The sequence below is a fragment of the Mesorhizobium dulcispinae genome (assembly GCF_033977345.1).
GTDB classification, from domain to species: domain Bacteria; phylum Pseudomonadota; class Alphaproteobacteria; order Rhizobiales; family Rhizobiaceae; genus Mesorhizobium; species Mesorhizobium dulcispinae.
Window position 1 is genome coordinate 475,504 of record NZ_JAVIIY010000001.1, and the last position, 24,645, is coordinate 500,148.

25 protein-coding genes are annotated in these 24,645 nt (G+C 64.2%); 9 read left to right on the forward strand and 16 right to left on the reverse strand.

Translation table 11 applies throughout. The annotated features are described in order from the left end of the window. Nucleotides 1-11: 11 nt before the first annotated feature. The 3 genes from RFN30_RS02110 to RFN30_RS02120 form a co-directional block, all read right to left on the reverse strand. Entirely contained in the window at nucleotides 12-497 is a 486-nt protein-coding gene (locus tag RFN30_RS02110; RefSeq protein WP_320260481.1) for a GNAT family N-acetyltransferase, read from the reverse strand. Continuing rightward, nucleotides 497-778, reverse strand: coding sequence for a type II toxin-antitoxin system TacA family antitoxin (locus RFN30_RS02115; protein WP_126095036.1), 282 nt, complete (start codon nucleotides 776-778; stop codon nucleotides 497-499). Before RFN30_RS02115 ends, RFN30_RS02110 begins: the two co-directional genes overlap by 1 nt. Before the next feature lie 183 nt (nucleotides 779-961). Continuing rightward, complete coding sequence (locus tag RFN30_RS02120) at nucleotides 962-2,338, reverse strand: TIGR03808 family TAT-translocated repetitive protein (protein WP_320260482.1); 1,377 nt, start codon at nucleotides 2,336-2,338, stop codon at nucleotides 962-964. Between the two features lie 105 nt (nucleotides 2,339-2,443). Here RFN30_RS02120 and greA point away from each other — a divergent pair, with 105 nt between their 5' ends. After that, nucleotides 2,444-2,926 (forward strand): transcription elongation factor GreA, encoded by a 483-nt coding sequence (gene greA / locus RFN30_RS02125; RefSeq protein ID WP_320260483.1) that lies wholly within the window; start codon nucleotides 2,444-2,446, stop codon nucleotides 2,924-2,926. A 394-nt stretch (nucleotides 2,927-3,320) separates the two neighbouring features. Here greA and RFN30_RS02130 read toward each other — a convergent pair whose 3' ends face one another. Genes RFN30_RS02130 through RFN30_RS02140 form a run of 3 tightly spaced genes read right to left on the reverse strand, consistent with a single transcriptional unit; the run spans nucleotide 3,321 to nucleotide 7,171 of the window. After that, nucleotides 3,321-3,548: an AbrB/MazE/SpoVT family DNA-binding domain-containing protein gene (locus tag RFN30_RS02130; RefSeq protein ID WP_320260484.1), complete on the reverse strand. Its 228-nt coding sequence runs from the start codon at nucleotides 3,546-3,548 to the stop codon at nucleotides 3,321-3,323. A 60-nt stretch (nucleotides 3,549-3,608) separates the two neighbouring features. Beyond that, the gene (scpA, locus tag RFN30_RS02135) at nucleotides 3,609-5,732 is read right to left on the reverse strand and encodes a methylmalonyl-CoA mutase (RefSeq protein WP_320260485.1); all 2,124 of its coding nucleotides are present in this window, start codon (nucleotides 5,730-5,732) and stop codon (nucleotides 3,609-3,611) included. Beyond that, complete coding sequence (locus tag RFN30_RS02140; protein ID WP_320260486.1) at nucleotides 5,729-7,171, reverse strand: methylmalonyl-CoA mutase family protein; 1,443 nt, start codon at nucleotides 7,169-7,171, stop codon at nucleotides 5,729-5,731. Before RFN30_RS02140 ends, scpA begins: the two co-directional genes overlap by 4 nt. Before the next feature lie 252 nt (nucleotides 7,172-7,423). Here RFN30_RS02140 and RFN30_RS02145 point away from each other — a divergent pair, with 252 nt between their 5' ends. Further along, nucleotides 7,424-8,947 carry a helicase HerA-like C-terminal domain-containing protein gene (locus tag RFN30_RS02145; protein WP_320260487.1) on the forward strand — a complete coding sequence of 508 codons (1,524 nt, stop codon included), beginning with the start codon at nucleotides 7,424-7,426 and terminating at the stop codon, nucleotides 8,945-8,947. A 192-nt stretch (nucleotides 8,948-9,139) separates the two neighbouring features. Here RFN30_RS02145 and RFN30_RS02150 read toward each other — a convergent pair whose 3' ends face one another. Further along, a complete protein-coding gene (locus RFN30_RS02150) occupies nucleotides 9,140-9,790 on the reverse strand; it encodes a LysE family translocator (RefSeq protein WP_320260488.1) in 651 nt (216 codons plus the stop codon). A 34-nt stretch (nucleotides 9,791-9,824) separates the two neighbouring features. Beyond that, nucleotides 9,825-10,448, reverse strand: a complete 624-nt coding sequence (locus RFN30_RS02155) for an FMN-binding negative transcriptional regulator (RefSeq protein ID WP_320260489.1) — start codon at nucleotides 10,446-10,448, stop codon at nucleotides 9,825-9,827. A 29-nt stretch (nucleotides 10,449-10,477) separates the two neighbouring features. Between RFN30_RS02155 and pdxR the strand changes: the two genes are divergently transcribed. Continuing rightward, on the forward strand, nucleotides 10,478-11,983 hold the full coding sequence (gene pdxR, locus RFN30_RS02160) for a MocR-like pyridoxine biosynthesis transcription factor PdxR (RefSeq protein ID WP_320260490.1): 1,506 nt from the start codon (nucleotides 10,478-10,480) through the stop codon (nucleotides 11,981-11,983). Between the two features lie 69 nt (nucleotides 11,984-12,052). On the opposite strand, the gene RFN30_RS02165 is transcribed toward pdxR, so the two are convergent. From RFN30_RS02165 to RFN30_RS02190, 6 genes are all read right to left on the reverse strand, one after another. Continuing rightward, a complete protein-coding gene (locus RFN30_RS02165; protein WP_320260491.1) occupies nucleotides 12,053-12,970 on the reverse strand; it encodes a MurR/RpiR family transcriptional regulator in 918 nt (305 codons plus the stop codon). A 14-nt stretch (nucleotides 12,971-12,984) separates the two neighbouring features. Continuing rightward, on the reverse strand, nucleotides 12,985-14,043 hold the full coding sequence (locus tag RFN30_RS02170; RefSeq protein ID WP_320260492.1) for a C45 family autoproteolytic acyltransferase/hydrolase: 1,059 nt from the start codon (nucleotides 14,041-14,043) through the stop codon (nucleotides 12,985-12,987). Beyond that, on the reverse strand, nucleotides 14,033-14,761 hold the full coding sequence (gene glnQ, locus RFN30_RS02175; RefSeq protein WP_320260493.1) for a glutamine ABC transporter ATP-binding protein GlnQ: 729 nt from the start codon (nucleotides 14,759-14,761) through the stop codon (nucleotides 14,033-14,035). Before glnQ ends, RFN30_RS02170 begins: the two co-directional genes overlap by 11 nt. Further along, nucleotides 14,758-15,414 carry a glutamine ABC transporter permease GlnP gene (gene glnP, locus RFN30_RS02180; protein ID WP_320260494.1) on the reverse strand — a complete coding sequence of 219 codons (657 nt, stop codon included), beginning with the start codon at nucleotides 15,412-15,414 and terminating at the stop codon, nucleotides 14,758-14,760. The genes glnQ and glnP overlap by 4 nt, the downstream gene beginning before the upstream one ends. A 62-nt stretch (nucleotides 15,415-15,476) precedes the next feature. Further along, nucleotides 15,477-16,229: a glutamine ABC transporter substrate-binding protein GlnH gene (gene glnH / locus RFN30_RS02185; RefSeq protein WP_320260495.1), complete on the reverse strand. Its 753-nt coding sequence runs from the start codon at nucleotides 16,227-16,229 to the stop codon at nucleotides 15,477-15,479. A gap of 163 nt (nucleotides 16,230-16,392) precedes the next feature. Further along, entirely contained in the window at nucleotides 16,393-17,250 is an 858-nt protein-coding gene (locus tag RFN30_RS02190; RefSeq protein ID WP_430698509.1) for a beta-keto acid cleavage family enzyme, read from the reverse strand. A 67-nt stretch (nucleotides 17,251-17,317) separates the two neighbouring features. Between RFN30_RS02190 and RFN30_RS02195 the strand changes: the two genes are divergently transcribed. Together RFN30_RS02195 and RFN30_RS02200 are read left to right on the forward strand one after the other, a co-directional pair. Continuing rightward, the gene (locus tag RFN30_RS02195; protein ID WP_320260497.1) at nucleotides 17,318-18,208 is read left to right on the forward strand and encodes a MurR/RpiR family transcriptional regulator; all 891 of its coding nucleotides are present in this window, start codon (nucleotides 17,318-17,320) and stop codon (nucleotides 18,206-18,208) included. After that, on the forward strand, nucleotides 18,205-19,530 hold the full coding sequence (locus RFN30_RS02200; protein WP_320260498.1) for an aspartate aminotransferase family protein: 1,326 nt from the start codon (nucleotides 18,205-18,207) through the stop codon (nucleotides 19,528-19,530). The genes RFN30_RS02195 and RFN30_RS02200 overlap by 4 nt, the downstream gene beginning before the upstream one ends. A 49-nt stretch (nucleotides 19,531-19,579) precedes the next feature. Here RFN30_RS02200 and RFN30_RS02205 read toward each other — a convergent pair whose 3' ends face one another. Next, the gene (locus RFN30_RS02205; RefSeq protein WP_320260499.1) at nucleotides 19,580-20,401 is read right to left on the reverse strand and encodes a L,D-transpeptidase; all 822 of its coding nucleotides are present in this window, start codon (nucleotides 20,399-20,401) and stop codon (nucleotides 19,580-19,582) included. A 172-nt stretch (nucleotides 20,402-20,573) separates the two neighbouring features. After that, a complete protein-coding gene (locus RFN30_RS02210; protein WP_320260954.1) occupies nucleotides 20,574-21,236 on the reverse strand; it encodes a haloacid dehalogenase type II in 663 nt (220 codons plus the stop codon). A gap of 153 nt (nucleotides 21,237-21,389) precedes the next feature. Between RFN30_RS02210 and RFN30_RS02215 the strand changes: the two genes are divergently transcribed. The 4 genes from RFN30_RS02215 (at nucleotide 21,390) to RFN30_RS02230 (ending at nucleotide 24,529) form a co-directional block, all read left to right on the forward strand. Then, a complete protein-coding gene (locus RFN30_RS02215; RefSeq protein ID WP_320260500.1) occupies nucleotides 21,390-22,268 on the forward strand; it encodes a branched-chain amino acid aminotransferase in 879 nt (292 codons plus the stop codon). A 107-nt stretch (nucleotides 22,269-22,375) separates the two neighbouring features. After that, a complete protein-coding gene (locus RFN30_RS02220; protein WP_320260501.1) occupies nucleotides 22,376-22,978 on the forward strand; it encodes a superoxide dismutase in 603 nt (200 codons plus the stop codon). Between the two features lie 159 nt (nucleotides 22,979-23,137). Further along, on the forward strand, nucleotides 23,138-23,575 hold the full coding sequence (locus tag RFN30_RS02225; RefSeq protein WP_320260502.1) for a c-type cytochrome: 438 nt from the start codon (nucleotides 23,138-23,140) through the stop codon (nucleotides 23,573-23,575). 9 nt (nucleotides 23,576-23,584) lie between these two features. Further along, complete coding sequence (locus RFN30_RS02230) at nucleotides 23,585-24,529, forward strand: cytochrome c (RefSeq protein WP_320260503.1); 945 nt, start codon at nucleotides 23,585-23,587, stop codon at nucleotides 24,527-24,529. Nucleotides 24,530-24,645 lie beyond the last annotated feature (116 nt).

The window sequence follows — 24,645 nt, forward strand, 5'->3', positions numbered from 1 at the left end:
AGCCGGGACAGTTACCCCTTCTGGGCCATCTTCAGCGACAGCACCAAAGTCATAGGGTTATTGGGGGAAGCCTGGAAGCCATAGTGCTCATAAAAGGCCTTGGCTTTGTCCGATATGGCATGAACCAAGAGACCGCGAATGCCGAGAATGGTTGCCGCTTGACCGGTCCGCAGCACCGCGTCCTGCAAAAGAGCGACGCCCAGACCCTTTCCCTGCCAGTTCACATCGACAGCCAAACGGCCAAGGACAGCCATGGGCACGGGATCGGGCATATTGCGTCGGATCGAACCGGGCGCATCCGCCAAGTCAAGTCCGCCTGAGGAAAGGCAATAGTAACCGACAACGCGCGCGCTTTCTGCAATCACATAGGTTCTGGACGCCCCGCTGACTTGATTGGCGCGCGCCCGCCGCCGAAGCCATTGATCCAGGCTGTCGGTTCCGCTTTGAAGAAGGTCGAGTTCGTGACTATCGGCAAGAAGGGCTGGTGCCGATAGCATCAATCCCGCCAAGGCTTGGGCGCATTCATCAGGCGGGCAAATCCCTCGCCGCTTGGTGGCCGATCGAGGATATCGAGATAGTGCTGATAGCTTTCGGCATCGACCTTGACGAGCGTCTGGTCGAGCAGCGTGTCTTCGGCTGCACGGTAAGCAGCGTCGATCATGAAGTCGGAGCGGGTTTTCCCGCGTATCTTCGCGGCGCGGTCGATCAGGATGCGGACATCCTCACGGATGCGCAGATTGACGGGCTTGGCATGGGTGTCCTGGTTTTTCGCGGCCATGGCAATGAATCCTTCCGTTATCGATATAGCATGTTTGCATACACAATGTGTATCTAAATCGAAGGCTGCCAATTTACCGCCATGAGGCAGGAAGGATTGGCATCCGCGACTACGCCGAATCCGTGATTGCTGACAGACGAGGTTGCCGTTCAAGATCCAGGCACACATTATCGTGCTGTGGCCCTAGCTGACCTTATTGCGCTCGACGGTCAGATGCGCATAGCCCGTATCGCTTGACCGGGCGAGATCGCCGGTCACCGGGTCGGCCCAGCGCTGACCGATGATGGCGCCGTTGGCGGCGCCGTCGATGACGTTGTCCGAGATGACGGCGGTGCCGGAGCCCTCGACGACCGATACGACGATGCCCGTTCCCGCCTTGCGGATGATGTTGCCTGTCGCCACGACATTGCGCAGATAGGGCCCCCAGCCGAGCTGCATGCCGTAGAGTGGCGCGTTCTCGACCACATTGCCGGAGACGGTCGTATCGGCCTCGGCGCTGATGCCGACGCCGAAGCCCGGTGGATCGGCGGTGTAGGGGCCGACCGTCGAGAGATTGCGCACGATGTTGTTCGAGCACACGGCCATGCGGCCGCCCTCGTTGAAGTTGACGATCGAGATGCCATTGGCGGCGCCGTCGACCAGATTGTTGCTGAGGATCGCGCCTTCGAAGGAGAACTCCGAATAGATCCCCGTCTCGCCGGAGCGCGAGCAGGTGTTGCCGGTGATCTGCAGATTGCTCGAGCTGTTGGCGCGGATCGCCGAAAAGGCGCAGTCCGAGACGACGTTGCCCGAGATGATGACGTTGCCGGCGCGGAAGGCATTGATGCCGTTGCCGTTCTGGCCGGTGCCGCCGCTTCGCGCGCCGATGCGCTGCACGCGGTTGCCGCTGATGATGGTGCCGTCCTCCGCCTGCTGCCAGCGATGGACGAGGATGCCGCCATTGGCGCAATCGGACACGGTGTTGCCAGAGATCTCCAGCCCGCCTGCCTCGACCGAATAGATGCCGGCGTCCGCAGCGCCCGAAATATCGCAGCGGCCGATGCGGCCGGAAACATGCTCCAGCGCCAGCCCGTTCTTACCGCTGCCCGTCACCTGGCAATTGTCGATGACGAGATGCGCGACGCCACGCAGATCCAAGAGCCCTTGCGTATAGTCGGCCAGCCAGCGATTGCTGCCGTCGAGCACCAGCCCACTGAGCTCGATATGCTCGGCCTGTTCGGCCATCATCAGATGGCCGTTGCCGCCATAGACGATGCGGGTCGCGCCCGGCACGCCCGACAGGCGCACGCGTGCGGGCAGCCTCAAGTTGGAGACAAGATAGGTGCCGGGCGGCAGGAACACCGGCGCGTCGCGGTCGCTTGCCTCGGCGAGCATCTTGCCGAAGGTCTTGCTCTGGTCGTCCAGTGCGCCCGGCTGCACGCCGATCTCGATGGCATTGATCGAGCCGCGCATCGCGGCCTTCTCGATGCCGGGCAGCACCTTCGCCGATGCCTTGCCGGCAAAGAGCCCTGCAACGGCGAGGCCGGCGGTCTGGGCAAGCAGCGTTCGTCTGTTCAACATCGGCACAGGTCCTGGCGTTTGCCTGGCCTGTCGCAGGATTCATGCCAAGGTTGACTTCGTGGCAAGCCGCTTGTGCAGTCGTCGCGCCGGGCCTAAGGTCATTGAATGAGCAGAGCTTTCACGCGCGAAGAAGATAGCGAAAATGCCATCGCCGGCGTTGGCGAACGGCCGATAAGCCCGCACCGCAATCTGGTGACGGAGCGAGGCCTGGCGATGATCGAGGAGAACCTCGCCGATCTGCGCGACCTTATGGCAAAGGCCGAAAGACGGGGCGACCGCGAGCGCCTTGCGGTGGTGTCGCGCGACCTGCGCTACTGGACCGCCCGGCGCGAAAGCGCCGAGCTCTCCGTGCCGGAGCCGGGCAGCGACGTCGTCCGCTTCGGCATGGGCGTCACGCTGGAAGGTGATGACGGCAAGAAGGTGCATTGGCGCATCGTCGGCGAGGACGAGGCAAACCCGTCAAAGGGCAGCATTTCCCATGTCTCGCCGATGGCCGTTGCGCTGTTCGGCAAGAAGGTCGGCGAGATCGCCGCCGTCAACGGCAAGGAATGGGAGATCGTCAAGCTCTCGGACAAGGCCGAGAACTAGTCTTCGAGCGCAGAGATTTTGACCGGTCAGCTATGCTTGCGTTGGCAGGTCGTATGCCTAGGCGATTGGCCAAAACGCCCGTTCCGTCGTCATCCTTGGGCGGAGCGGGAAGCGGAGCGAGCCGCGTAGACCCAAGGATCCATGCCGTGACTTCAGCGTGCCACTGCGATGCAGAATTCTGCGCCGCTGCATCCTTCGATCAAGGTCACGGCATGGATCCCAGGGTCTCCGCGACGGAGCTGCGCTCCTGCTTCGCCCTGGGATGACGAAGTTGAGAGGCTTGAGCTAATCCCAAACGCTTGCACCAGTTTACAGAAACGGACGGTGAAGATCTTGCCGCCGGGAGGCCTGCAACCTTTCCAAGATACATTGGTCGAGAACTAGACGGCGATGTCTACTTTGCCAGCTTCCCTAGCGCGACATCATACTTGTCCATGACATCGCGAGCGGCGCTCATCTCCCGCTCGAAGCTGCCGCACACTGGCCTTAGAATGAAGCCGTCCTCCGCTTCGATGATCTGGAGCTGATCGCCAACTTGAAGGTTCAAGCTGTCAAGCATTTCGCGTGGCAGCAGTAAGGCTCCTGATCCGTCATCAAGCGTATGGATGATCGTCTTAAACACCATCGCGTCCTGGTTGTGTCTATGGTTATAGAACAACCTCTGAGCCAATTTTGCAAGCCTTCATGGATCGGCCAGCAGCCGATCCATCAGCCGGTTCGCCGCCTCCGGTATCACCGTTCCCGGCGGGAAGATTTCCGCCGCGCCCGCCTTTAGCACCGCATCATAATCCTGCGGCGGGATGACGCCGCCGGCGACGATCAGCATGTCGCCATGGCCGAGCTTCTTCAGCGTTTCCTTGAGCTCGGGGATCAGCGTCAGATGCCCGGCGGCAAGCGAAGAGGCGCCGATGATGTCGACATCGTGCTGGACCGCCAGCTTTGCGATCTCGTCCGGCGTCTGGAACATCGGCCCGACGGTGACGTCGAAGCCGAGATCGGCAAAGGCGGAGGCGATCACCTTCTGGCCGCGGTCGTGGCCGTCCTGTCCCATCTTGGCGACCAGGATGCGCGGCTTGCCGCCGGTCTTCTGCTCGAAGGCCTCGATCTTCTCCTTGAGCCGGTCGACGGCCGGATTGTCGCCAAGCGCGTCGCGATAGACGCCGGAGATGGTCTGGACGGTGGCCGCATGGCGTCCGAACACCTTCTCCAGCGCCAGCGAGATCTCGCCGACGGTGGCATTGGCGCGCGCGGCACAGATCGCGAATTCCAGCAGGTTCTCGTCGCTCTCGGCGGCGCGGGTGAGGGCGGCCAGCGCGTCCTCCAGAGCCGCGACGTCGCGCGTGCCTTTCAACCGCTGCAGCTTCGCCAATTGCCGGGCTTTCACCTCGGCATTGTCGATCTTGAGCACATCGACTTCGATATCGGCTTCCGGCCGATGCGCATTGACGCCGACCAGCACCTGTTCGCCGGAATCGATGCGCGCCTGCGTGCGCGCGGCCGCTTCCTCGATGCGCAGCTTGGGAATGCCTTTTTCGATCGCCGCCGCCATGCCGCCGAGGTTTTCGACCTCCTCGATATGGGCGAGCGCGCGGGCCGCCAGGTCATGCGTCAGCCGCTCGACATAGGTCGAGCCGCCCCACGGATCGATCATGCGCGTGGTGCCGGATTCCTTTTGCAGGATGAGCTGCGTGTTGCGGGCGATCCGCGCCGAATGGTCGGTCGGCAGCGCCATCGCCTCGTCGAAGGAATTGGTGTGCAGCGACTGTGTGTGTCCCTGCGTCGCCGCCATCGCCTCGATCATGGTCCGGGTGATGTTGTTGTAGGGGTCCTGCGCCGTCAGCGACCAGCCTGAGGTCTGGCAATGGGTACGCAGCGACAGCGAGCGCTCGTCTTTCGGCGAAAAATTCTTCTTCATCAGGCTCGACCAGAGCAGACGCGCGGCCCGGAGCTTGGCGACCTCCATGAAGAAGTTCATGCCGATCGCCCAGAAGAAGGAAAGGCGAGGCGCGAAGCGGTCGATGTCGAGGTCGGCGGCGACGCCGGCGCGCGCATATTCGATGCCGTCGGCAATGGTGTAGGCGAGCTCGAGGTCGGCCGTCGCTCCCGCTTCCTGCATGTGGTAGCCGGAGATCGAGATCGAGTTGAACTTCGGCATGTGCCGCGAGGTGTAAGCGAAGATGTCCGACACGATCCGCATCGATGGTTTTGGCGGATAGATGTAGGTGTTGCGGACCATGAACTCCTTCAGAATGTCGTTCTGAATGGTCCCCGCCAGATCCTTCTGCGCGACGCCCTGTTCCTCTGCCGCCACGATGTATAAAGCCATGATCGGCAGCACCGCGCCGTTCATCGTCATCGACACCGTCATCTCGTTGAGCGGGATGCCGTCGAACAGCTGGCGCATGTCGAGGATGGAATCGATCGCCACGCCCGCCATGCCGACATCGCCGGCGACACGCGGATGGTCGCTGTCATAGCCGCGATGGGTGGCGAGGTCGAAGGCGACCGAAAGGCCCTTCTGTCCGGCGGCGAGGTTGCGCCGATAGAAGGCGTTGGATTCCTCGGCCGTCGAGAAGCCGGCATATTGGCGGATCGTCCAGGGCTGCTGGACATACATGGTCGGGTAGGGGCCGCGCACGAAGGGCGGCAGGCCGGGATAGGTATCGAGATTGGCGAGCCCCTTGAGGTCGCCCTGGCCGTAGAGATGTTTTACGGCGATGCCTTCCGGCGTCATCCGCTGGCCCTTGAGCTCGACAGGCGCGCGGCGCGGCGCCGACCAGCCGATCTGACTGAAATCCGGGATCATGATCCGGCTCCGATCGACTGGTCGATGCGCACTGGAAACAGCGGCTCGCATACGGCGACGCCTTCCGTCAGCGCCGGCCGGCGTTCGGCCGTCAATGTCTCGACCGGGCGCTCGCTGCCGGCGCGGAAAAGCGTCGTCCCGACGATGCCGCGTTCACCGGCCCGATAGGCGGCATTGCGCTTGGCGGCGGCCGTCTGCACGCGGTTCTGGATATAGCCCTGCTGCAGACTGTTGAGCACGCCGCCCTCGGCCTCGATGCGCTGGAATTCCTGCCAGGCCGCCGCGCAAAGCTCGTCGGTCAGCGCCTCGACCGCGCCGGAGCCGCTGGCCGGATCGGCGACATGATGGAGATGGCTTTCATGCGCCATGATCAGCTGCGCATTGCGGGCGACCCGCCTCGCGAAGCCGGCCGGCAGCCCATGCGCGATGGTGTGCGGCAGGATGGAGATGGAATCGGCGCCGCCGGTCGCCGCGGCGAAGGCGGCAATCGCGGTGCGCAGGATGTTGGTTTCCGGGTCGGCAACCGTCATCATGCGGTAGGAGGTCTCGGCGTGGACGTTTGCCGTCGAGGCCGGGATCGAGCAGGCTTCCTGGATGCGCGCCCAGAGTTTGCGCAACGCCCGCACCTTGGCAATCGACAGGAACTGGTCCTGGTCGACGCCGAGGGCAAAGCCGATATAGGGCGCGGCATAGACCAGCGGCTGGCGCGCCTTCTCGAACATCCTGAGATAGGACACGGCGGAAGCCATCATCGTGCCGAGTTCCTGCGCCTCGGTGGCGCCGGCATTGTGGAAGATCCGGCCGTCGGCTTCGAGCAGTGCGCCCGGCACGCCCATCGAGAAGAAATGCGCCAGCGACTGCGGCATCGATTCCTGCAGCGCCTCGATCGAGGTGCGCAGCCGCCCGGTGCCGGCGAAGATCGCCGCCGGGTCGATGCCGAAGGAGAGGTTGAGCTTCGTCGGATCGGACCGGCGCCGGGTCAGGAAGGCGAGCAGCCAGTCGGCCACGGCGCGGCTCCACGGATGCGCGTCGATGCGCACCTGCATGCGGTTGAGCGGCACGCCGTCGAGCACCTTTTCCAGCGCTTCCGCCGTTCTCGGCAGGCCGTAGCCGAAGGCATTCGGCGCGCCCCCGAAAACCAGCGAAAGGCCGGTCGCCCCCTGCGCGATGTCCTCCAGCGCCTGTGCGCTGGCGCGGACGATGTCCGGATCGTCGACGCGCTGGCTGACGATCCAGGGCAATGTCGGGTTGGTGCGCACCAGCGGCTCGGCGCTGGCCGAGCGTTCGCTGAGCGGCGCGATGCGGATACCGTCATCGGTGTGCGAAACCAGCTTTTCCTCGAACGAGCCGCCGGCAAGCGCCTTTTCCGCTAGCGCCAACCAGCGCTTGGTATCCGGTTTCGGATGGTCGATATCCCTGGTCAAGGCGCCGGCGCCCATCGCACTCCTCGTCTCTAGGCCGCATCAGCCACCAGTCTAAGGTCCCCGGCCGGATATCACAATGCAACATCCGTCGCGGTCGCTCCGGCAGCCGCTAACCGATTGCCAAACATGCCCAAAATCCGCAAGCTCCAAAAGATCGATTTCGCTGACGGCCCATTTCAATGATGGGCATTGTCGCCCGGCGCCAGCGTTACTATACCTCGCATGAGGCTCGGGCGTTTGACCGAACAGATTGCGGAGACCGCACATATGGCTGACGACACCAGCATCTTCATCGGCGCCAGCCGCAAGCCTGACGATTCCTATCAGCGCGCGGAAGAATTGCTGCTGCGCTACGGCAACCGCCATGGCCTGATCACCGGCGCCACCGGCACCGGCAAGACTGTCAGCCTGCAGGTCCTGGCCGAGGGTTTTTCCAATGCAGGCGTGCCGGTCTTCTGCGCCGACATCAAGGGCGACCTTTCCGGCATCGCGATGATGGGCGAGGCGAAGGATTTTCTCGTGAAGCGCGCCGAGCAGGTGAAGCTCGATCCTTACCAGTTCCAGGAATTCCCGGTTATCTTCTGGGACCTGTTCGGCGAGCAGGGGCACCCGATCCGCGCCACCATCTCGGAAATGGGGCCGCTGCTCATGTCGCGGCTGATGAACCTCACCGAAGCGCAGGAAGGCGTCATGAACATCGCCTTCCGCATCGCCGACGAGGAGGGCCTGCTGCTGCTCGATCTCAAGGATTTGCAGGCACTGCTTGCCAACATCGCCGAGCGCGCCGACGAGCTCAGTGCCCGCTACGGCAATGTCACCAAGCCTTCTGTCGGCGCCATCCAGCGCACGCTCCTGGTGCTCGAACAGCAGGGCGCCGCAAACTTCTTCGGCGAGCCGGCGCTGCGCATCGCCGATCTCATGCGCACCACGCGTGACGGCCGCGGCGCGGTCAGCGTGCTCGCAGCCGACAAGCTGATGATGAATCCCAGGCTCTACGCCACCTTCCTGCTCTGGCTGATGTCCGAACTGTTCGAGGAACTGCCGGAAGTCGGCGACCTCGAGCGGCCGAAGCTGGTCTTCTTCTTTGACGAGGCGCATCTGTTGTTCGAGGACGCGCCGAAGGTGCTGATCGACCGCGTCGAGCAGGTGGTGCGGCTGATCCGCTCCAAGGGCGTCGGCGTCTATTTCGTCACCCAGAACCCGCTCGACATTCCGGAAAAGATTCTGGCCCAGCTCGGCAACCGCGTGCAGCACGCGTTGCGCGCCTATACGCCGCGCGAGCAGCAGGCGGTGCGGACGGCGGCCGAGACTTTCCGGCCCAATCCCGATTTCGACTGCGCCACCGCGATCACCCAGCTCGCCACCGGCGAGGCGCTGGTCTCGATGCTGGAGGACAAAGGCGTGCCGGCCATGGTCCAGCGCACGCTGATCCGGCCGCCGGCGTCGCGGCTCGGGCCGATCACGCCGGACGAGCGCCGCAAGATCATCGCCGAGAGCCCGGTCGCAGGCCAATACGACCAGGTGGTCGATCGCGAATCGGCCTTCGAGATCCTGCAGAAGAAGACCAAGGAGGCGCAGGACGCCGAGGCGCAGGCGCAACAGGCAGGCAGCGGCGGCTCGCGTTGGACCATTCCAGGCTTCGACGACGTCCTGGGAACGAGCGGGCGGCGGTCTTCCAACCGCCAGACGGTGGCCGAAGCCGCGATCAAGTCGGTGGTGCGCTCGGTCGGCTCGTCTGTCGGCCGCGCCATCGTGCGCGGGATACTGGGCAGCCTGGCCAGGGGGCGGTGAGGGTGCCGTAGGGGCGTGGGGAACGGCCCGGTATTCGACGGTCAACACCGGCTCGAGCAGGTGAAGTCCGGCGCGTGCTCGCGGAAATAGGAACGGAAACCTCGTTCATCTCCTGGCAGCGGTAGTGGTGGTTGCCGATGAGGATCTGCGTTTGCCCGGCCGACGAGGAGCTTTCCGCTTTCAGGGCGTAAATCAGAGGGCAGGGCGCTTGGCTATGGCAAGGCCGATGCCGAGCGCGATCATCGCGCCGCCGGACGCCTCCTGCAGGCGGCGTACCACGCCCGAGCGTCCGGCCGCGCCTTCCCGGATGCGGCTCGCCGCAAAGGCGACCACGACATCGGCAAGGGTGTTGAGTGTCACCGATATGAAGCCGAGAACCATGAACTGCAGGGCGACATAGCCGGCGCCGAGGTTCACGAACTGCGGAATGAAGGCGAGGAAGAATGCGGCCGTCTTCGGGTTCAGCGCCTCGACCAGCACGCCTTCGCGGAATGCTCGGCCCGCGCCGACCGCGGGCGCCGGGGCGCCGCCTTCCAGCATTGTCTTTGCCTCGCGGCGAGCGGACTGGAAGGTGCGGAAGCCGAGCCAGACGAGGTAGGCCGCGCCGATCAGTTTCAGCGCCGTGAACAGTTCAGCACTTGCAAGCACGATCGCCGAAACGCCCAGACTGCCGGCAAGTACGTGAACCGTCCCGCCCAGGCCCGTCCCGAAACTGGAGGCGATGCCTTCCGCGCGTCCGCCGGCGAGCGTGCGCGCGGCGACGTAGAAGATGCCCGGTCCGGGCGTGATGGCGAGCAGCAAGGCCGCGGCGAAGTACAAGGCGAACTGTGTCAGATCCGGCATGATGGACTCGCTTGAAAGCGGATAGAGCTGGACCTCACGACGGGATGAGCGGCGCGACCTCGCGGTCGGAAGGCCGGTCGCTCGCCGCAAGGCCGGACACGACGCTGGCGCGATCGGCCGCGTTGCGGTTCTGGCTCATCTTGCGCTTGCCTTCGAGCTTCGCGATCGGCATGCGCAAGCCGACAATCCCCTTGAGTTGCGCCTGGATGAAATCCGCCGGCGCGTCCGAGACGGCCCAGGGCGAGGCGCGCCCGCCTTCATGGAGATTGGTCAGACGCGTGACGATTTCGAGCAGCCTGTCGGCATCCTCGAAGAATTCGACCGGCCCATGGGCATGGACGGCGATGTAGTTCCAGGTCGGCACCACCTTTCCGGTCTCCTGCTTGGCCTGGTACCACGCCGGCGTCACATAGGCGTCCGGCCCCATGAAGATCGCCAGGCCGTCGCCCAGCACAGGCGCGCGCCACTGCGGATTTGCCTTCGCGACATGGCCGTAGATCGCGCCATGCTCGCCCTCGCTCTCGTCGAGCAAAAGCGGCAACGGCGTCGCCAACGGCCCGTCCGCCGTGGCGGTCACCAGCGTCGCCAGTCGCGCCGCGCGGATCGTTGCCCTGAGGCTCTCCTTGTCGTCGTCGCGGAAGGCGGGCGGGATGTACATGGCGAAAACTCCTTGCGTTGCTTGGAAAGATGCCGGAAAGCTGGCTTGCTTGGAACATCCAGTTTTGCAGGTTTTCGGTGGTCCAGTTGGAACAAGCAGGTGTCGCGCGCCGGATCATCGTGGCGATCAAGGCGCAGATCCACAGCGGCGCCTACCGGCCCGGCGACCGTCTGCCGTCGACGCGGGCCTTCGCGGCCGAATGGGGCGCGTCGCGAACGACCGTGATGGCCGCCTACAGCCAGCTCGACGCCGAAGGTTATCTGATCACCCGGCAGGGCGCGCGTGCGATCGTTGCTCCGGGGCTGGAGAGGGTTTCAGGGGAGGCCCCTATCGCGGCTGCTTCGCCACGCAACCTCTCGGCGTTCGCGCAACGCCTGCTGGCTCTGCCTCCGCTGGCGGAACAGCAACCGGCCAAGGTCGCGGATTTCCGCTACGGCGACCTGTCCGGCGCGGACTTCCCGGTGCTGGCCTGGCGGCGGGCGTCGAACAAGGCCATTCTCCAGCGCGCCGCGCGGCTGCGCTATGGTGATCCTCAAGGGTCTTCCGTTCTGCGCACCGCGCTTCAGGCCTATCTCTGGCGCGCCCGCGGCATCAGTTGCACGCCCGACCAGATCGTCGTCGTCAATGGCTCGCAGCAAGGGCTCGATCTCTGCGCGCGACTGCTGCTCGACCCCGGCGATCGGTTCGTGATCGAGAATCCCGGCTATCTGCTGGCACGACATGCCTTCGCGGCGGCGGGCGGTATCGCCGTGCCCGTTGCGGTCGACGCGGACGGGCTGAGGACAGACGCGCTGCCGCCGGCCCGTCTGGCTTACGTGACGCCGTCGCATCAGTTCCCGCTCGGCGGCGTGCTTTCGGCGAGGCGGCGGCGAGCGCTCCTGGGTTGGGCCACGGCGTCAGGCGCCTATATTGTCGAAGACGATTATGATGGCGAATACCGCCACGACATCGCCCCCATCCCGCCTCTGCAGACGCTCGATCCGGATTCGGTGATCTATGTCGGCACACTGTCGAAGACGCTCTCGCCCACCTTGCGGCTCGGCTATCTCGTCGTCCCCACCGGCCTGCGCCGGGTGTTCAGCGAGGCAAAGCGCCTGACCGACCGGCATGCTCCGATGCTGGAGCAGGACGCCATGGCCGAGCTGCTGGCGAGCGGCGCCTACGAGCGTCATGTCCGCAGCATCCGCAGGAAGAACGCCGAGCGCAGGGAAGTCCTGCTGCAGGCGCTGGCCGATCGTCTGGGGCCAAGGGTCACTGTCGCCGGAGCCGACACCGGACTGCATGTCGTTGCCTGGATGGACGGCATCGCCGCCGAGCGCGAGCCGGCGATCATCGCGGCGGCACGCACCGCCGGGATCGGCCTTTATCCCGTGTCGCCGCTCTACGACCCGAGCGGGCCGCGACCGGAAACGGCCGGCTTCATCCTGGGTTATGCCGGGCTCGACACGGAGGCGCTGCGGCGGGGCGTTGCGGTGTTGGCTACTATCTTGGCCGAGCGGCGGTTTGGTCCGGCACGCGGGCGTGGAAGTCGATGACGTCCTGCTGACAAAGCACACGCACCGGCGAGACCTGTTGCCGACGGTTGCCGTTCGGAACGAAGGCAGTCAGCCGACCTCCACCTTCATTTCGGCGATCAAACGCTCGCGCCCGGCGAGCGAGTTCAGCGCCTTGTCGCCCAGTTCCCTGGCGACGAGGTTGAGCAGCGCTTCGCAAAAGACGACATAGGCGCCCATGCTGTTCGAATAGAAACTGCTGGCGTGCGGAATGAAGAAGGCATGCTCGGCGGGGGGAACGAGCGGCGAGGATCGGGAATCGGTGATTGCTATGACCGTCTGGCCATTCGCGGCCGCGATCCGGCCAACCTCGGCCACGCTGCGGGTATAGGGCGCGCAGCTGGCGACGATGACGACGTCGCCCGGGTCGAGCTGCGACAATGCTTCGGCGACGCCGAGGCGTGGCGCGTCCAAAAGCGCGACGTCCGAGCGCACCATTCCCAGGCAATAGGTGAGAAAGCTCGCCAGCGAATGGAATTGGCGGACACCATGGACACGAACGCGGCGGGCGCTTGCCAGGAGCCTGGTGGCTCCTTGCAGCGAGGCTCCGTCCAGCTGGCCGAGGAATCCGTCGACGTTCGCCGACGTTTCCCGTGCCAGTTGCTCAAAGGCCTCGACTTCGGCATTGCCGACGGACGGCGCCGCCATAAGCCGGCCGGCCTGGCGGCTGTAGAAATACTGCTGGTCGTCGGCGATGGCCTTGCGGAAAACCGCCTGGAAATCGCTGAATCCTTCGAAGCCGAGACGTTTCGCCAGTCTGGTCAGCGTCGACGGATTGATGCCGAACTGATTGGCAAGCTCCGATATCGAGCGTACCGCCGACTGCTCCGGCGCTTCCACCAGTTTTGCGAATACATCATGCGCCTTTGAACCGAGCGAAAAGCCCGCCTCGTCACGGCCGACCGAGAGCGCGAGCGCCCTGAGATCCTCGATGGTGCGCGGCGGCTCCGCGACAGCTTCCTCTGGCATCGCCCCGATCCTGTTCACGCCGCGACGGGAACCAGCCCATCCCGCATATTGAAGCGAGCTGCTTCATGCGATCCATCGTAGACAGACCACTCGACCTTGTCAGCCCCGACCCGGAAGACGGCGCTTGCCAGGGTGTTCTCGACGTCGCTGTCGGCCGGGTCTGTGCGGTAGATCGGCAGTTCAACATCGGCAGCGTCCCATAATATGGCGAGCGCGCGGCCTTGCGGTTCCGGTTCGGGCGCTTGAGCGAGCAGAAATTCGCCGCGCCGCTGGCGCACCCCGGACGAACCGGTGACGATCTGAGACATGCGCCCGGTATCGGCATGGATGAGATGATTCGAATGGACACGCGCCGCTTCGACCCGATCGATCGACAGGGCCTGGGCCGTGAATTCGACGCTGAGAAGCCGCTCGTCTCCGGCTTGCGCCAAAGTCAGGTGAAAGGCGCCGGCGCGCGGCACCGATTTGAGCAAGGTCAGCGCCGAGTCGAGGCTGGGTGCGTCGAGTATAGCGCGGGCGAGCACCATGCGTGGCGTGCCGGCGCCGCCGGCCAGCGGCCTGATGTTGTTGACGGTCTGCACCAGCCCTTTCGACGTCGCGGCAAATGTGTGTCCGGGCATCGAGCCGGGATAGACGAAGGCGGTGAACGGATTGCCGCCGTCGGAAGCCACATGGGCGAGCGCGCAGTGGCCAGCAAAGTCCGGATCGCCGTCCTCATTGTGGCCGATGACATGCGGCGAACCGGGCAATTGAACGGTCGTGCAGCCATCCGGCGCCATCGCCCAGATGTCGCCGCGGCAATTCCAAAGGAAAACGTCCTCGAAAGGCAATTCAAGCCCTTCGGCAAGACCGTGCAACTCCGCCCAGTACCGCGGAAAATGTTCCCGCACCATCGTCGCCATCACGCCGATGCGGGGATCGGCGCGCCGCGCGGTCAGCTCTCGCCACGCGGCGGATGTGCGGAAATGGTCATTGAGCGCCGCTTTGCCGAAGCGCCCGAGTGCGGCTCCGACCTCATGCGGCGAACCCGCGACATCGATGAAGGAAAGCCGACGGCCGGCGTCATGCGACATGCTGCAGAAACTCTTTCAAGCGAGGGTTTTGCGGGTTTGCAAGCAGGTCCCGCGGCTCGCCGTCAACGGCGATCTTGCCGCCTTCCATGAAGATCAGCCTGGTCCCGACCTTGCGGGCAAAGGCCATCTCGTGGGTGACGACGATCATCGTCATGCCTTCCTCGGCCAGCGCCTGCATCACGCGCAGCACTTCATGCCTCAGTTCCGGATCGAGCGCCGAGGTCGGCTCGTCGAACAGCATCAGCTTCGGCTTGACGGCAAGCGCGCGGGCGATCGCGACCCGTTGCTGCTGGCCGCCGGAAAGCTCGCTCGGATAGTGATGGGCCCGATCGGCGAGGCCGACCTTGGCGAGCATTTCCAGCGCCTGCTTTCGCGCCTCCTGCCGCGGTTCGTGGCGCACGCGACGCGGGCCGAAGGCGACGTTTTCCAGCGCTGTCATCTGCGGAAAGAGGTTGAACTGCTGGAAGACCATGCCGGCTTCCTGGCGGATCAGGCGGACCATGCGGCCGCCGGACTTGACACTGATGCCGTCGACGACGAGGTCTCCGCCGTTGATCTCCTCCAGCGCGTTGATGCAGCGAAGCAGCGTCGACTTGCCGGAGCCGGAGGGACCGATCAGGACCACCTTCTCGCCGGGCTCGATCGACAGGTCGACCTGGTCGAGGATCGTGACCTGACCGAAGCGCTTCGTGACTTGTCTGAACTCCACGATGCTCACAGGATGCGCATCCTCTTTTCGGTCAGTCTAAGGATCAGCGTGAGCGCGCCGGTCATGATCAGGTAGAACATCGCCACGGCTGACCAGATTTCGACAGCGCGGAAGTTTGCCGCCATGATTTCCTGGCCTTGCCGGGTGAGTTCGCCGACGCCGATGACGATGAACAGAGACGTATCCTTCAGGCTGACGATGAACTGGTTGCCGAGCGCCGGAATCATGCGGCGGAAGGCGAGCGGACCGACGATGTAGAGAAGCACCTTCCAGAAGGGCAGGCCGAGCGCCAGGCCGGCTTCGCGCAACCCGCGGTGGACAGACAGAAACGAGCCGCGCACGATCTCGGCAATGTAGGCGCCGGCATTGATGATGATCGCCATGATGGCGGCAGCAAGCGGGTTGATGCGGACATTGGCCAGGATCGGCAGCGCGAAATAGATGAACATCACCTGCACGATGATCGGCGTGCCGCGAATGAGCTCGACATAGATGAAGGCGATGGCATTGAGGACGACATTGCCATAGGCACGCGCCAGACCAGCGGCGGCGCCGATAACCAGCCCGCCGGCGAGCCCGGCCAAGGCGATCAACACGGTGAGGCGGGCGCCTTTCAGCAGCTCGGGCAGGGACTGCCAGATGACGGACCAATCGAAATCCATGAGAGCTTTCCTTCAAGGAAGGCGCGTCGGCCATGCCGGCGCGCGCGAGGAATCCCCGGTGATCAGCTCTTCGGCGGCTCGGTGCCGAACCACTTTTTGTAGATGGTGCTATAGGTGCCGTCGCTCTTCAGCTTGGCGATCGAAGCGTTGACCTTGGCGACGAGCTCGCTGCCCTTCGGGAAGGCGATGCCATATTGCTGGGCCATCATCTGCGGGCCGACGGTCTTCACTTTGCCCTGACCGTTGGTCTTGATGTAGTAGAGCACATTCGGAGTGTCGTGCATGGCGGCATCCGCGCGTCCGGTCGCGACTTCGAGATAGGCGTTGTCGCTGTTCGGGAAGAGCCGCAGCTCAGTGCCCTTGAAGTGCTCCTTGGCGTAATCGGTCGCCGAGGTGCCGGTCTTCACGGCAAGTGTCTTGCCGACGAGGTCTTCCGGACCCTTGATCGCACTGTTGACCGGCACCATCAGCAGGAAGCCGCTGTCGTAGTAGCCGTCCGAAAAGTCGATGACCTTCTTGCGCTCGTCTTTGATGGTGATGCCGGCCAGGCCGACGTCGACCTGCTTGGTTTGCAGCGCCGGGATGATGCCGTTGAAGTCCATCGGCTGCAGTGTGTAGGTCACGCCGATATCCTTGGCGATGGCGGCCCACAGGTCGATGTCGAAGCCGACATATTTGTCGCCCTCCTTGAACTCGAACGGAACGAAGGCGGTGTCCGTTGCCACGATCAGGTCATCGGCAAAGGCTGGCTGGCCAAGGAGAAGCGTTGCCGCGACGGCCGCGGCGGCGGTGAGGTTTGCGAGTGCGAATTTCATTTTCGGGTTCCCCTGTTCTTTGGAATTGCGCTGGACCCTAGCACCATCGACACGGATTCGCAAATTCAAAATGCATATAGAAATGAAATGCACTCGATATTTGCATAGTGCCGCGATTGTTCAACTCAACCTGCGGATGCGGCTCTGCAAAGATTCTGAGGCGCTAGACACCCATCCACTGGCTACGCAACGTATCCGCATCGACGACGGCCAGCCCGCAGGCTTCGATGGCTTGCCGGGTCGCAGCGACGAGATCCTGATTTCCGCGGGCTACTGTTCCATCGGGCAGGAAAAGATTGTTCTCGAAGCCGACGCGCGCGTGCCCGCCGAGGAGCGCGGCGGCGGTGACGCATGCCGTTTCCTGGGCGCCGAAGGCGCAGACCATCCAATGCCCGAATGTCGAATCGCTGGGTGCCAGAAACGGCAGCAGGTCGGCAGGCCGGGATCGCTGGTCGACGGTGTAGCGCCCGAGCACATAAAGAACCGGCAGATTGTCGAAGGGGATCACGCCTCGCCCTGCAAGCGTCGCAAGGTAGGACGCTTCCTCCGGCGAGTAGAGGATGATCTGCGGCGCGATCTTCTCCGCGCGCAACGTTCCAAGAAAAGAGGCGAAAGGCGCCTCATGCGTTTCGTCGGGCACGAATTCGCGCAAGGCGAGCGAGACCGCTTCGGGGCGGGTCTCCAACGTCACTCGCATCTGCTGTTCGGGTCGATAGGCGCCCAGCGCCTCGCTGGTGATCTGGATGACGAGCCTTTCGCCGACGCGAGCTTTGATCGCCGCGGTCGCGGCCCGATAGGCTTCGGCGTCGAGCAGGTGGCGTCCGTCACGGTCGCGAACATGGACATGGATCATCGCGGCACCGGCATCCAGCGAGGCCGCGGCCACATGCGCCAGCTCATCGGGCGTAACCGGCAGGGCCGGATGGTCCGCCTTTGTCCGTCTGCCGCCATTTGGCGCGACGGCGATCGCAACGGGATCGGAACGCCCCTGATATGTCCCATCTTGCACGGCTGGCTCCATTTGTTGCAGAAAACTCAATAGTGCAACATCTATTGCACGATCTCGCAATCGCGTCTATGCTTGCAGAATGATCCGCGCGCCGCTCACCGATGCCATCGTCGAAGTCTTCGACACGCTGCCGTCGCAGCTCCAGGACGCTGCCCGCTATCTTCTCGACAATCCCGAGGACGTCGCGCTGCTGTCGATGCGCGAGCAGGCGCGCCGCGCCGGGCTGCAGCCATGGACGATGGTGCGTCTGGCAAAGCGTTTGGGCTTTGACGGTTACGAGCCGCTGCGCTCGCTCTACGCCAACGCCATGCGGCAGGGAGAGCTTGGCTTCGCCGGGAAGGCGGGCACGCAGCTCGCACGACAAAAAGAGGTCGGCGATCGGGCATTGGCCGCCGAGATGGTCAGGTCGCTGTCGGAACAGGTCGCCCAGCTTGGCGAGCCCGAACTGCTCGATGCCCTGACCGCCGCGGCCGAGCGGCTTCACGCGGCGCGTCGGATATTCTGTCTTGGATTGCGTTCCAGCCATCCGGTCGTCGCGCATTTCGCCTATGTCATGTCCTTCCTTGGCGAGAAGGCGGTGATGCTGGACGGCGCGTCGGGAACCGGCACCGACGCCATCCGGCTGGCGACCGCGGAGGACGTGCTGTTTGCGGTGAGCGTCGCTCCCTACACCAGGCTGACCGTCGATCTTGCCCGCCGCGCCGCTGCCAATGGCGTGCCTGTGATCGCGCTGACCGACAGCGCCGTCTCGCCGCTCGCCGGTCTGGCTGGGCTGTCGGTGCTGGTTCCGACGGAAAGCCCGTCCTTCTTCCACGCCATGTCGCCCGCCTTCGTCGTCGGCGAGATCCTGGCGGCGCTGATTGCAGGCAAGGGCGGGGAAAAGGCGCTTGCCGCCATCCGCCGCACCGAAGACCAGCTGTCCCAGTTCGACATCCACATCTTGCCGCCGCGCGGCCGGAGGAAAGCATGACCCATATCCTGCATCGTCAGATCCACGCCTCGCTCCCGGTAGCCAGCGGCGGCAAGGGCATCGAGCTCTTCGATGCCGACGGGCGCGCCTATATCGACGCGTCCGGCGGGGCCGCCGTTTCGTGCCTCGGCCACGGCCATCCCGATATCCTCGCCGCCATGCACAGGCAGGCAGACCGACTTGCCTATGCCCACACCAGCTTCTTCACCAGCGAAGTGGCCGAAGCTCTCGCCGACCGGCTTGTCGCCGACGCGCCGGCCGGCATCAGCCATTGTTACTTCGTCTCGGGCGGCTCGGAAGCGGTCGAGGCGGCGCTCAAGATGGCGCGTCAATATTTCGTCGAGCTCGGCCAATCGCAGCGCCGCAACATCATCGCGCGCAGGCAAAGCTACCACGGCAACACGCTCGGCGCGCTCGCGACCGGCGGCAATGAATGGCGGCGCGCGCAGTTCAGGCCGCTGCTCATCGAAACGCACCACATCGACCCGTGCTTCGCTTATCGCTTCCAGGAGGCCGGCGAGACGGACGAGGACTATGCGGCTCGCGCGGCGCAGGCGCTCGAGGACAAGATCCTCGAACTTGGGCCGGAGACGGTCATGGCCTTCGTTGCCGAGACAGTCGTCGGCGCGACGGCAGGCGCGGTGCCTCCGGTGGCGGACTATTTGCGCCGCATCCGCGAGATCTGCGACAGGTATGGCGTTCTCCTGATCCTTGACGAGGTGATGTGCGGCATGGGCCGCACCGGAACGCTTCACGCCTGCGAGCAGGACGGCGTCGCTCCCGACCTGATGACGATCGCCAAGGGATTGGGCGGCGGCTATCAGCCGATCGGCGCGGTCCTGCTCAGCCGGAAGATATTCGATGCCTTCGCCAACGGCTCCGGGCTCTTCCAGCACGGGCACACCTATATTTGCCATCCAATGGCCTGTGCGGCGGCACTTGCCGTACAGGAGGTCATTGCCCGCGACAGGCTGCTCGAGAACGTGAAAGCCATGGGCGCGCACCTGGTACGCCGGCTCGGCGAGCGCTTCGGGAACCATCCCAATGTGGGCGACATTCGCGGTCGCGGCCTGTTCATGGGGGTCGAACTGGTCGAGGACCGTTCGACCAAACAACCTTTCGATCCGAAGCAGAAACTTCATGCGCGGATCAAGAAGGCGGCTATGGCGCACGGCCTCCTCGTCTACCCGATGGGCGGCACCATCGACGGGGTGAACGGCGACCACGTGCTGCTTGCCCCGCCGTTCATCTGCGACGCGCCGGCAATCGACGCGATCGTCGAACGCCTCGACGATGCCATCGGCGCGGCGTTGCGGACCTGACGCAATCAGCGATGTGAGACAGTCATCGCCCGGGGAAGGCGCTGGCCGGCTAGAAAATCTCGTTTGTGATCCGCCTTACCGGCCCCAGCAGGATCGAGCCTGTCGGCACGCCGTTGTCGATCGGGATGGCACGGCGCTCCGGCATGTCGGCCACCGGCTCGCCGATGTCAGCCGTCACGACGACCGGAGTCTTGTTCGGCACGCGGTCGTAGAGGTCGATGATGTCCTGGTTGATCAGGCGCACGCAGCCGGACGACACCGACTTGCCGATCGACCACCATTCCGGCGAGCCGTGCAGGCGATAGAGCGTGTCCTGGTTGCCCTGAAAGAGGTAGAGCGCACGCGCCCCGAGCGGGTTCTTCAGTCCGCCCGGCATGCCGCCATTCTTGGCGCTGAATTGCGTCAGCTCCGGCTGGCGGCCCACCATCTCGTCCGGCGGCGTCCATTTCGGCCACTTCTGCTTCCACTGCACCACGGCGTCACCCGACCATTCGAAACCGGCGCGGCCGAGGCCGACGCCGTAGCGGATCGCCTGGCCGCCCTCGCGCACCAGATAGAGGAAGTGGTTGGTGGTATCGACGACGATGGTGCCGGGCCGCTGTCCGGTCGGATCGGGGACGATCTGGCGCAGGAACCTGTGATCGATCTTGTTCACCGGGATGGCCGGCAGGTCGAAGCCGTTGTCGGACGCCGCCCCATACATCGTTTCATAGTCGCCGAGTGGCGGCTCGACATAGGCCGGCGGTGGCGGCTGGACCGGTTCGGGGCCCGGACCGGTGGTGGAGCAGGCGGAAACCGCGGCCGAAGCAGCGCCAAGGGCTGTAAGATTGAGGAAGCCACGGCGGCTGATGCGGAAGGAAGCGTCTGACATGGTTGCCTTTTCTAGGTCTTAATTCGCAAGAAAGCATGAATCCGCAGGCTGGCCGCCGGCAGCTCCAATAACAGTCGGCGGTGATAGGCGGTTCCAAATCTGGCCTCAGGGTGGACAAACAAAGGCGAAGCTGTGACCGCGACACATCTGTTGCGCTGCAGCAACAGGAAGGTCAGACGTCTGTAAGCAGCCCCTCGAGCGACGGCAGGATCAGGCCTGGCGGAAAGTCGTGATATTCGTCCGGCTGGTTGGTGCGGTTGATCCAGACGGTGCGGAAGCCGAACCTGGTGGCGCCGGCGACGTCCCAGCGGTTGGAGGACTGGAACGATACCGCCTCCGGATAGAGCCGCCAGCCGGTGACCACCATGTCGTAGACCGACGGGTCGGTCTTGAAGCGCTTGATCTCGTCGACCGAGAAGACGTCGTCGAGTATCTGGTCGAGGGCGGCGGATTTCACCGCCGCCTGCAACATTTCGGGCGACCCGTTGGACAGGATCGCCAGCTTCGCGCCCGATGCCTTCAGCGCTTTCAGCACCGCGGGCACTTCCGGATAGCAGTCGAGCCGCCAATAGGCTTCCAGCAGCCTTGCTCTTAGCGCCGGATCGGCCGAGGGCACCTTCTTCAGCGCGAAATCCAGCGCCTGCTCGGTCAGCTGCCAGAAATCGGCGTAGGCGCCCATCAGCGTCCGCACCCAGGAATATTCGAGCTGCTTGGCACGCCAGATTTCGGAGAGAAGCTGGCCGTCCGGTCCGATCTCGCCGGCATGGCGGCGCACGGCCGCGTGCACGTCGAACAACGTGCCATAGGCGTCGAAGACATAGGCCGCATGGTGCATGGAGAGAAGTTTTGCGGCGCGACGGGGTGCGGCGCAAGTACTGATTGCGGTCAAGTGCCTCTGGCCTCAACGATTTTTCCCGATGTCGGTTGACGCCGGCCGTCAAAGCATCGTCCTATGGTGGCCTGAAATCATCCAAATGGACGACAAACGATGACTCTGGCGGCGGCGGCGCAGTCCGCGACATGGACCTATGTGGACGGCGACTGGTACGAGGGCAACGTCGCCATTCTCGGACCGCGCAGCCATGCCATGTGGCTGGGCACCAGCGTGTTCGACGGCGCCCGCTGGTTCGAGGGCGTGGCGCCCGATCTCGATCGCCACGCCGCGCGCGTCAACGCCTCGGCGATCGCGCTCGGTCTGAAGCCTTCCATGACGACGGAAGAGATCGTCGGGCTGACCTGGGATGGCCTGAAGAAATTCGACGGCAACACCGCCGTCTATATCAGGCCGATGTACTGGGCCGAGCATGGCGGCTATATGGGCGTGCCGGCGGACCCGTCCTCGACCCGCTTCTGTCTCTGCCTCTACGAATCGCCGATGATTCCGCCTTCCGGTTTTTCGGTTACCGTCTCGCCGTTCCGGCGGCCGACCATCGAGACCATGCCGACCAACGCCAAGGCCGGCTGCCTCTATCCCAACAACGGCCGCGCCATCCTCGAGGCCAAGATGCGCGGCTTCGACAACGCGCTGGTGCTGGATATGCTGGGCAATGTCGCCGAGACGGGCACGTCCAACATCTTCCTGGTCAAGGACGGCCATGTGATGACGCCCGCCGCGAACGGCACCTTCCTCTCCGGCATCACCCGATCGCGCACGATCAACCTGCTCGGCGACTATGGCTTCAGGACCACCGAGAAGGCGCTGTCGATCCGCGAATTTCTCGAAGCGGACGAGATCTTCTCGACCGGCAACCACTCCAAGGTGGTGCCGATCACCCGCATCGAGGACCGTAACCTTCAGCCTGGACCGGTCGCCAAGAAGGCGCGCGAGCTCTACTGGGATTGGGCGCATTCGACTTCCGCCGCCTGAGCGGATAAAAAGGCGATCGGCGCTTCATTCCGGAGTTGCCCCAATCCATTCCAGACCTATCTTAGTCCGGTAGTTGCACCGGACTTTTTTCTGAGGGAGTACCATCCATGGCTTTTGAGTTGCCCGCTTTGCCCTATGACTATGAGGCCTTGCAGCCTTACATGTCGAAGGAGACGCTGGAGTATCACCACGACAAGCACCACAAGGCCTATGTCGACAACGGCAACAAGCTGGCTGCCGAGGCTGGAATGGGCGACCTGTCGGTCGAAGAGGTCGTGAAGCAGTCCTTCGGCAAGAATGCCGGGCTCTTCAACAATGCCGCCCAGCACTACAACCACATCCACTTCTGGAAATGGATGAAGAAGGGCGGCGGTGGCAACAAGCTGCCGGGCGCGCTTCAGAAGGCCGTGGATACCGATCTCGGCGGCTACGACAAGTTCAAGGCGGACTTCATCGCTGCCGGCACCACCCAGTTCGGCTCCGGCTGGGCATGGCTCTCGGTCAAGGACGGCAAGCTTGCGATCTCGAAGACCCCCAATGGCGAGAACCCGCTGGTCCATGGCGCTTCGCCGATCCTCGGCGTCGACGTGTGGGAACACTCCTATTACATCGACTACCGCAACGCGCGGCCGAAATATCTCGAAGCCTTCGTCGATAGCCTGATCAACTGGGACTATGTCCTGGAGCTTTATGAAAAGGCGAAAGGTTGACCATTCGACGAAAAGCCCCGGCACTCCGGGGCTTTTCTTTTTTCAGCGGCGCAACACTTCATCCCAACAGCGAAAATCACTTGGGGTCGAAGGGAATATTTCCACTGCGACGCCCGTTAACGTCTGGTCGCGAACTCTCTTCACCATGGAGCCAATTGAATGAGAAAGCTTGTCATCGCCATCTCCTTGCTCGCCTTTGCCGGCTCGGCCGCTTATGCCGATCCGATCAAGGATCGCCAGGCCCTGATGAAGGAGCGCGGCAAGCTCGCCGGCCAGCTGTCGAAAGTGGTCAAGGGCGAGGAGGATTTCGATGCCGCCGCGGTGCTGACGACGTTGAAGGCCTTGCAGGCCAATGCCGAAAAATTCGATGCTGAAAAGCTGTTCCCGGCCGGCAGCGACAAGGGTGACACCACGGCTGCGCCGAAGATCTGGGAAGACAAGGCCGGCTTCAATGCGGCAGCAGACAAGCTGCTGACCGACGTCAAGGCCGCGGTTGCTTCGCCGCCGGCCGACGCCGATGCGCTGAAGGCGCAGCTCAACACGATCGGCGGCGACTGCGGCACCTGCCATCAGACCTACAGGATCAAGAAGGGCTGACAGTCGGCCATGGGCTGGCTGAGGAAACTCATCGGCGCCGTCGTCGTTCTGGGCGGCGCCGGCGCGGTCGCCGGCTGGGCGCTGTCAGCGCCCGTCCGGCTTGATGCCGCAGCCGTTGGGCAGCTTGGCCCCGGCGACGCGGCCAAGGGCAAGCGCATCTTCTTTGCCGGCGGCTGCACCTCCTGCCACGCCAAACCGGGGTCCAAGGGTAATGCTCGCCTGGAGCTTGCCGGCGGGCTGGAGCTGAAGACGCCGTTCGGCACCTTCGTGCCGCCCAACATCTCACAGGATCAAAAGGACGGCATCGGCGCCTGGAGCGAGGAGGACTTCGCCAATGCGATGCTGAAGGGCGTTTCCCCCTCCGGCGAGCATTTTTATCCGGCCTTTCCCTATGCCTCCTATGCTCGCATGAAGCCGGCCGATGTCGCCGACCTCTATGCCTTCATGAAAACGCTGCCGGCGGTCGCCGGCAAGGCGCCCGGCCACAGGCTCTCCTTCCCCTTCAACATCCGTCGCGGCATTGGCCTCTGGAAGCGGCTCTATCTCAGCCCCGAACCGGTCATTGCCTTGCCCGACGGCGCGCCGGACAAGGTGCTGGCCGGCCGCTATCTGGTCGAGGGGCCCGGCCATTGCGGCGAATGCCACACGCCGCGCGACTTTGCCGGCGGCGTCAAGAAGGCCGAGTGGCTGGCGGGAGCCGTGGCCGCCGAAGGCTCCGGCGTCGTGCCCAACATCACCCCGCAGGGCGGCCCCAAGGACTGGTCCGAAGCCGACATCGCCAACTATCTCGAAACCGGCTTCACGCCGGATTTCGATTCGGTCGGCGGCGCCATGGTCGACGTTCAGCGCAACATGGCGCAACTGACAGCCGACGACCGCGCCGCGATCGCCGCCTATCTCAAGGCCGTCCCACCGCATCCCAACGGCTATCCGGCGCGCAAGCCGGCGAGTTGACTTGATGCACGCGGCGTCAGACCCGCGACCAGATGAGTGATGACGTTGTGCAAAGCGGTTTGGCATCTCAACCAGCGGCACATTAGTTGACTTTAATACTCATGTATTATAGGCGC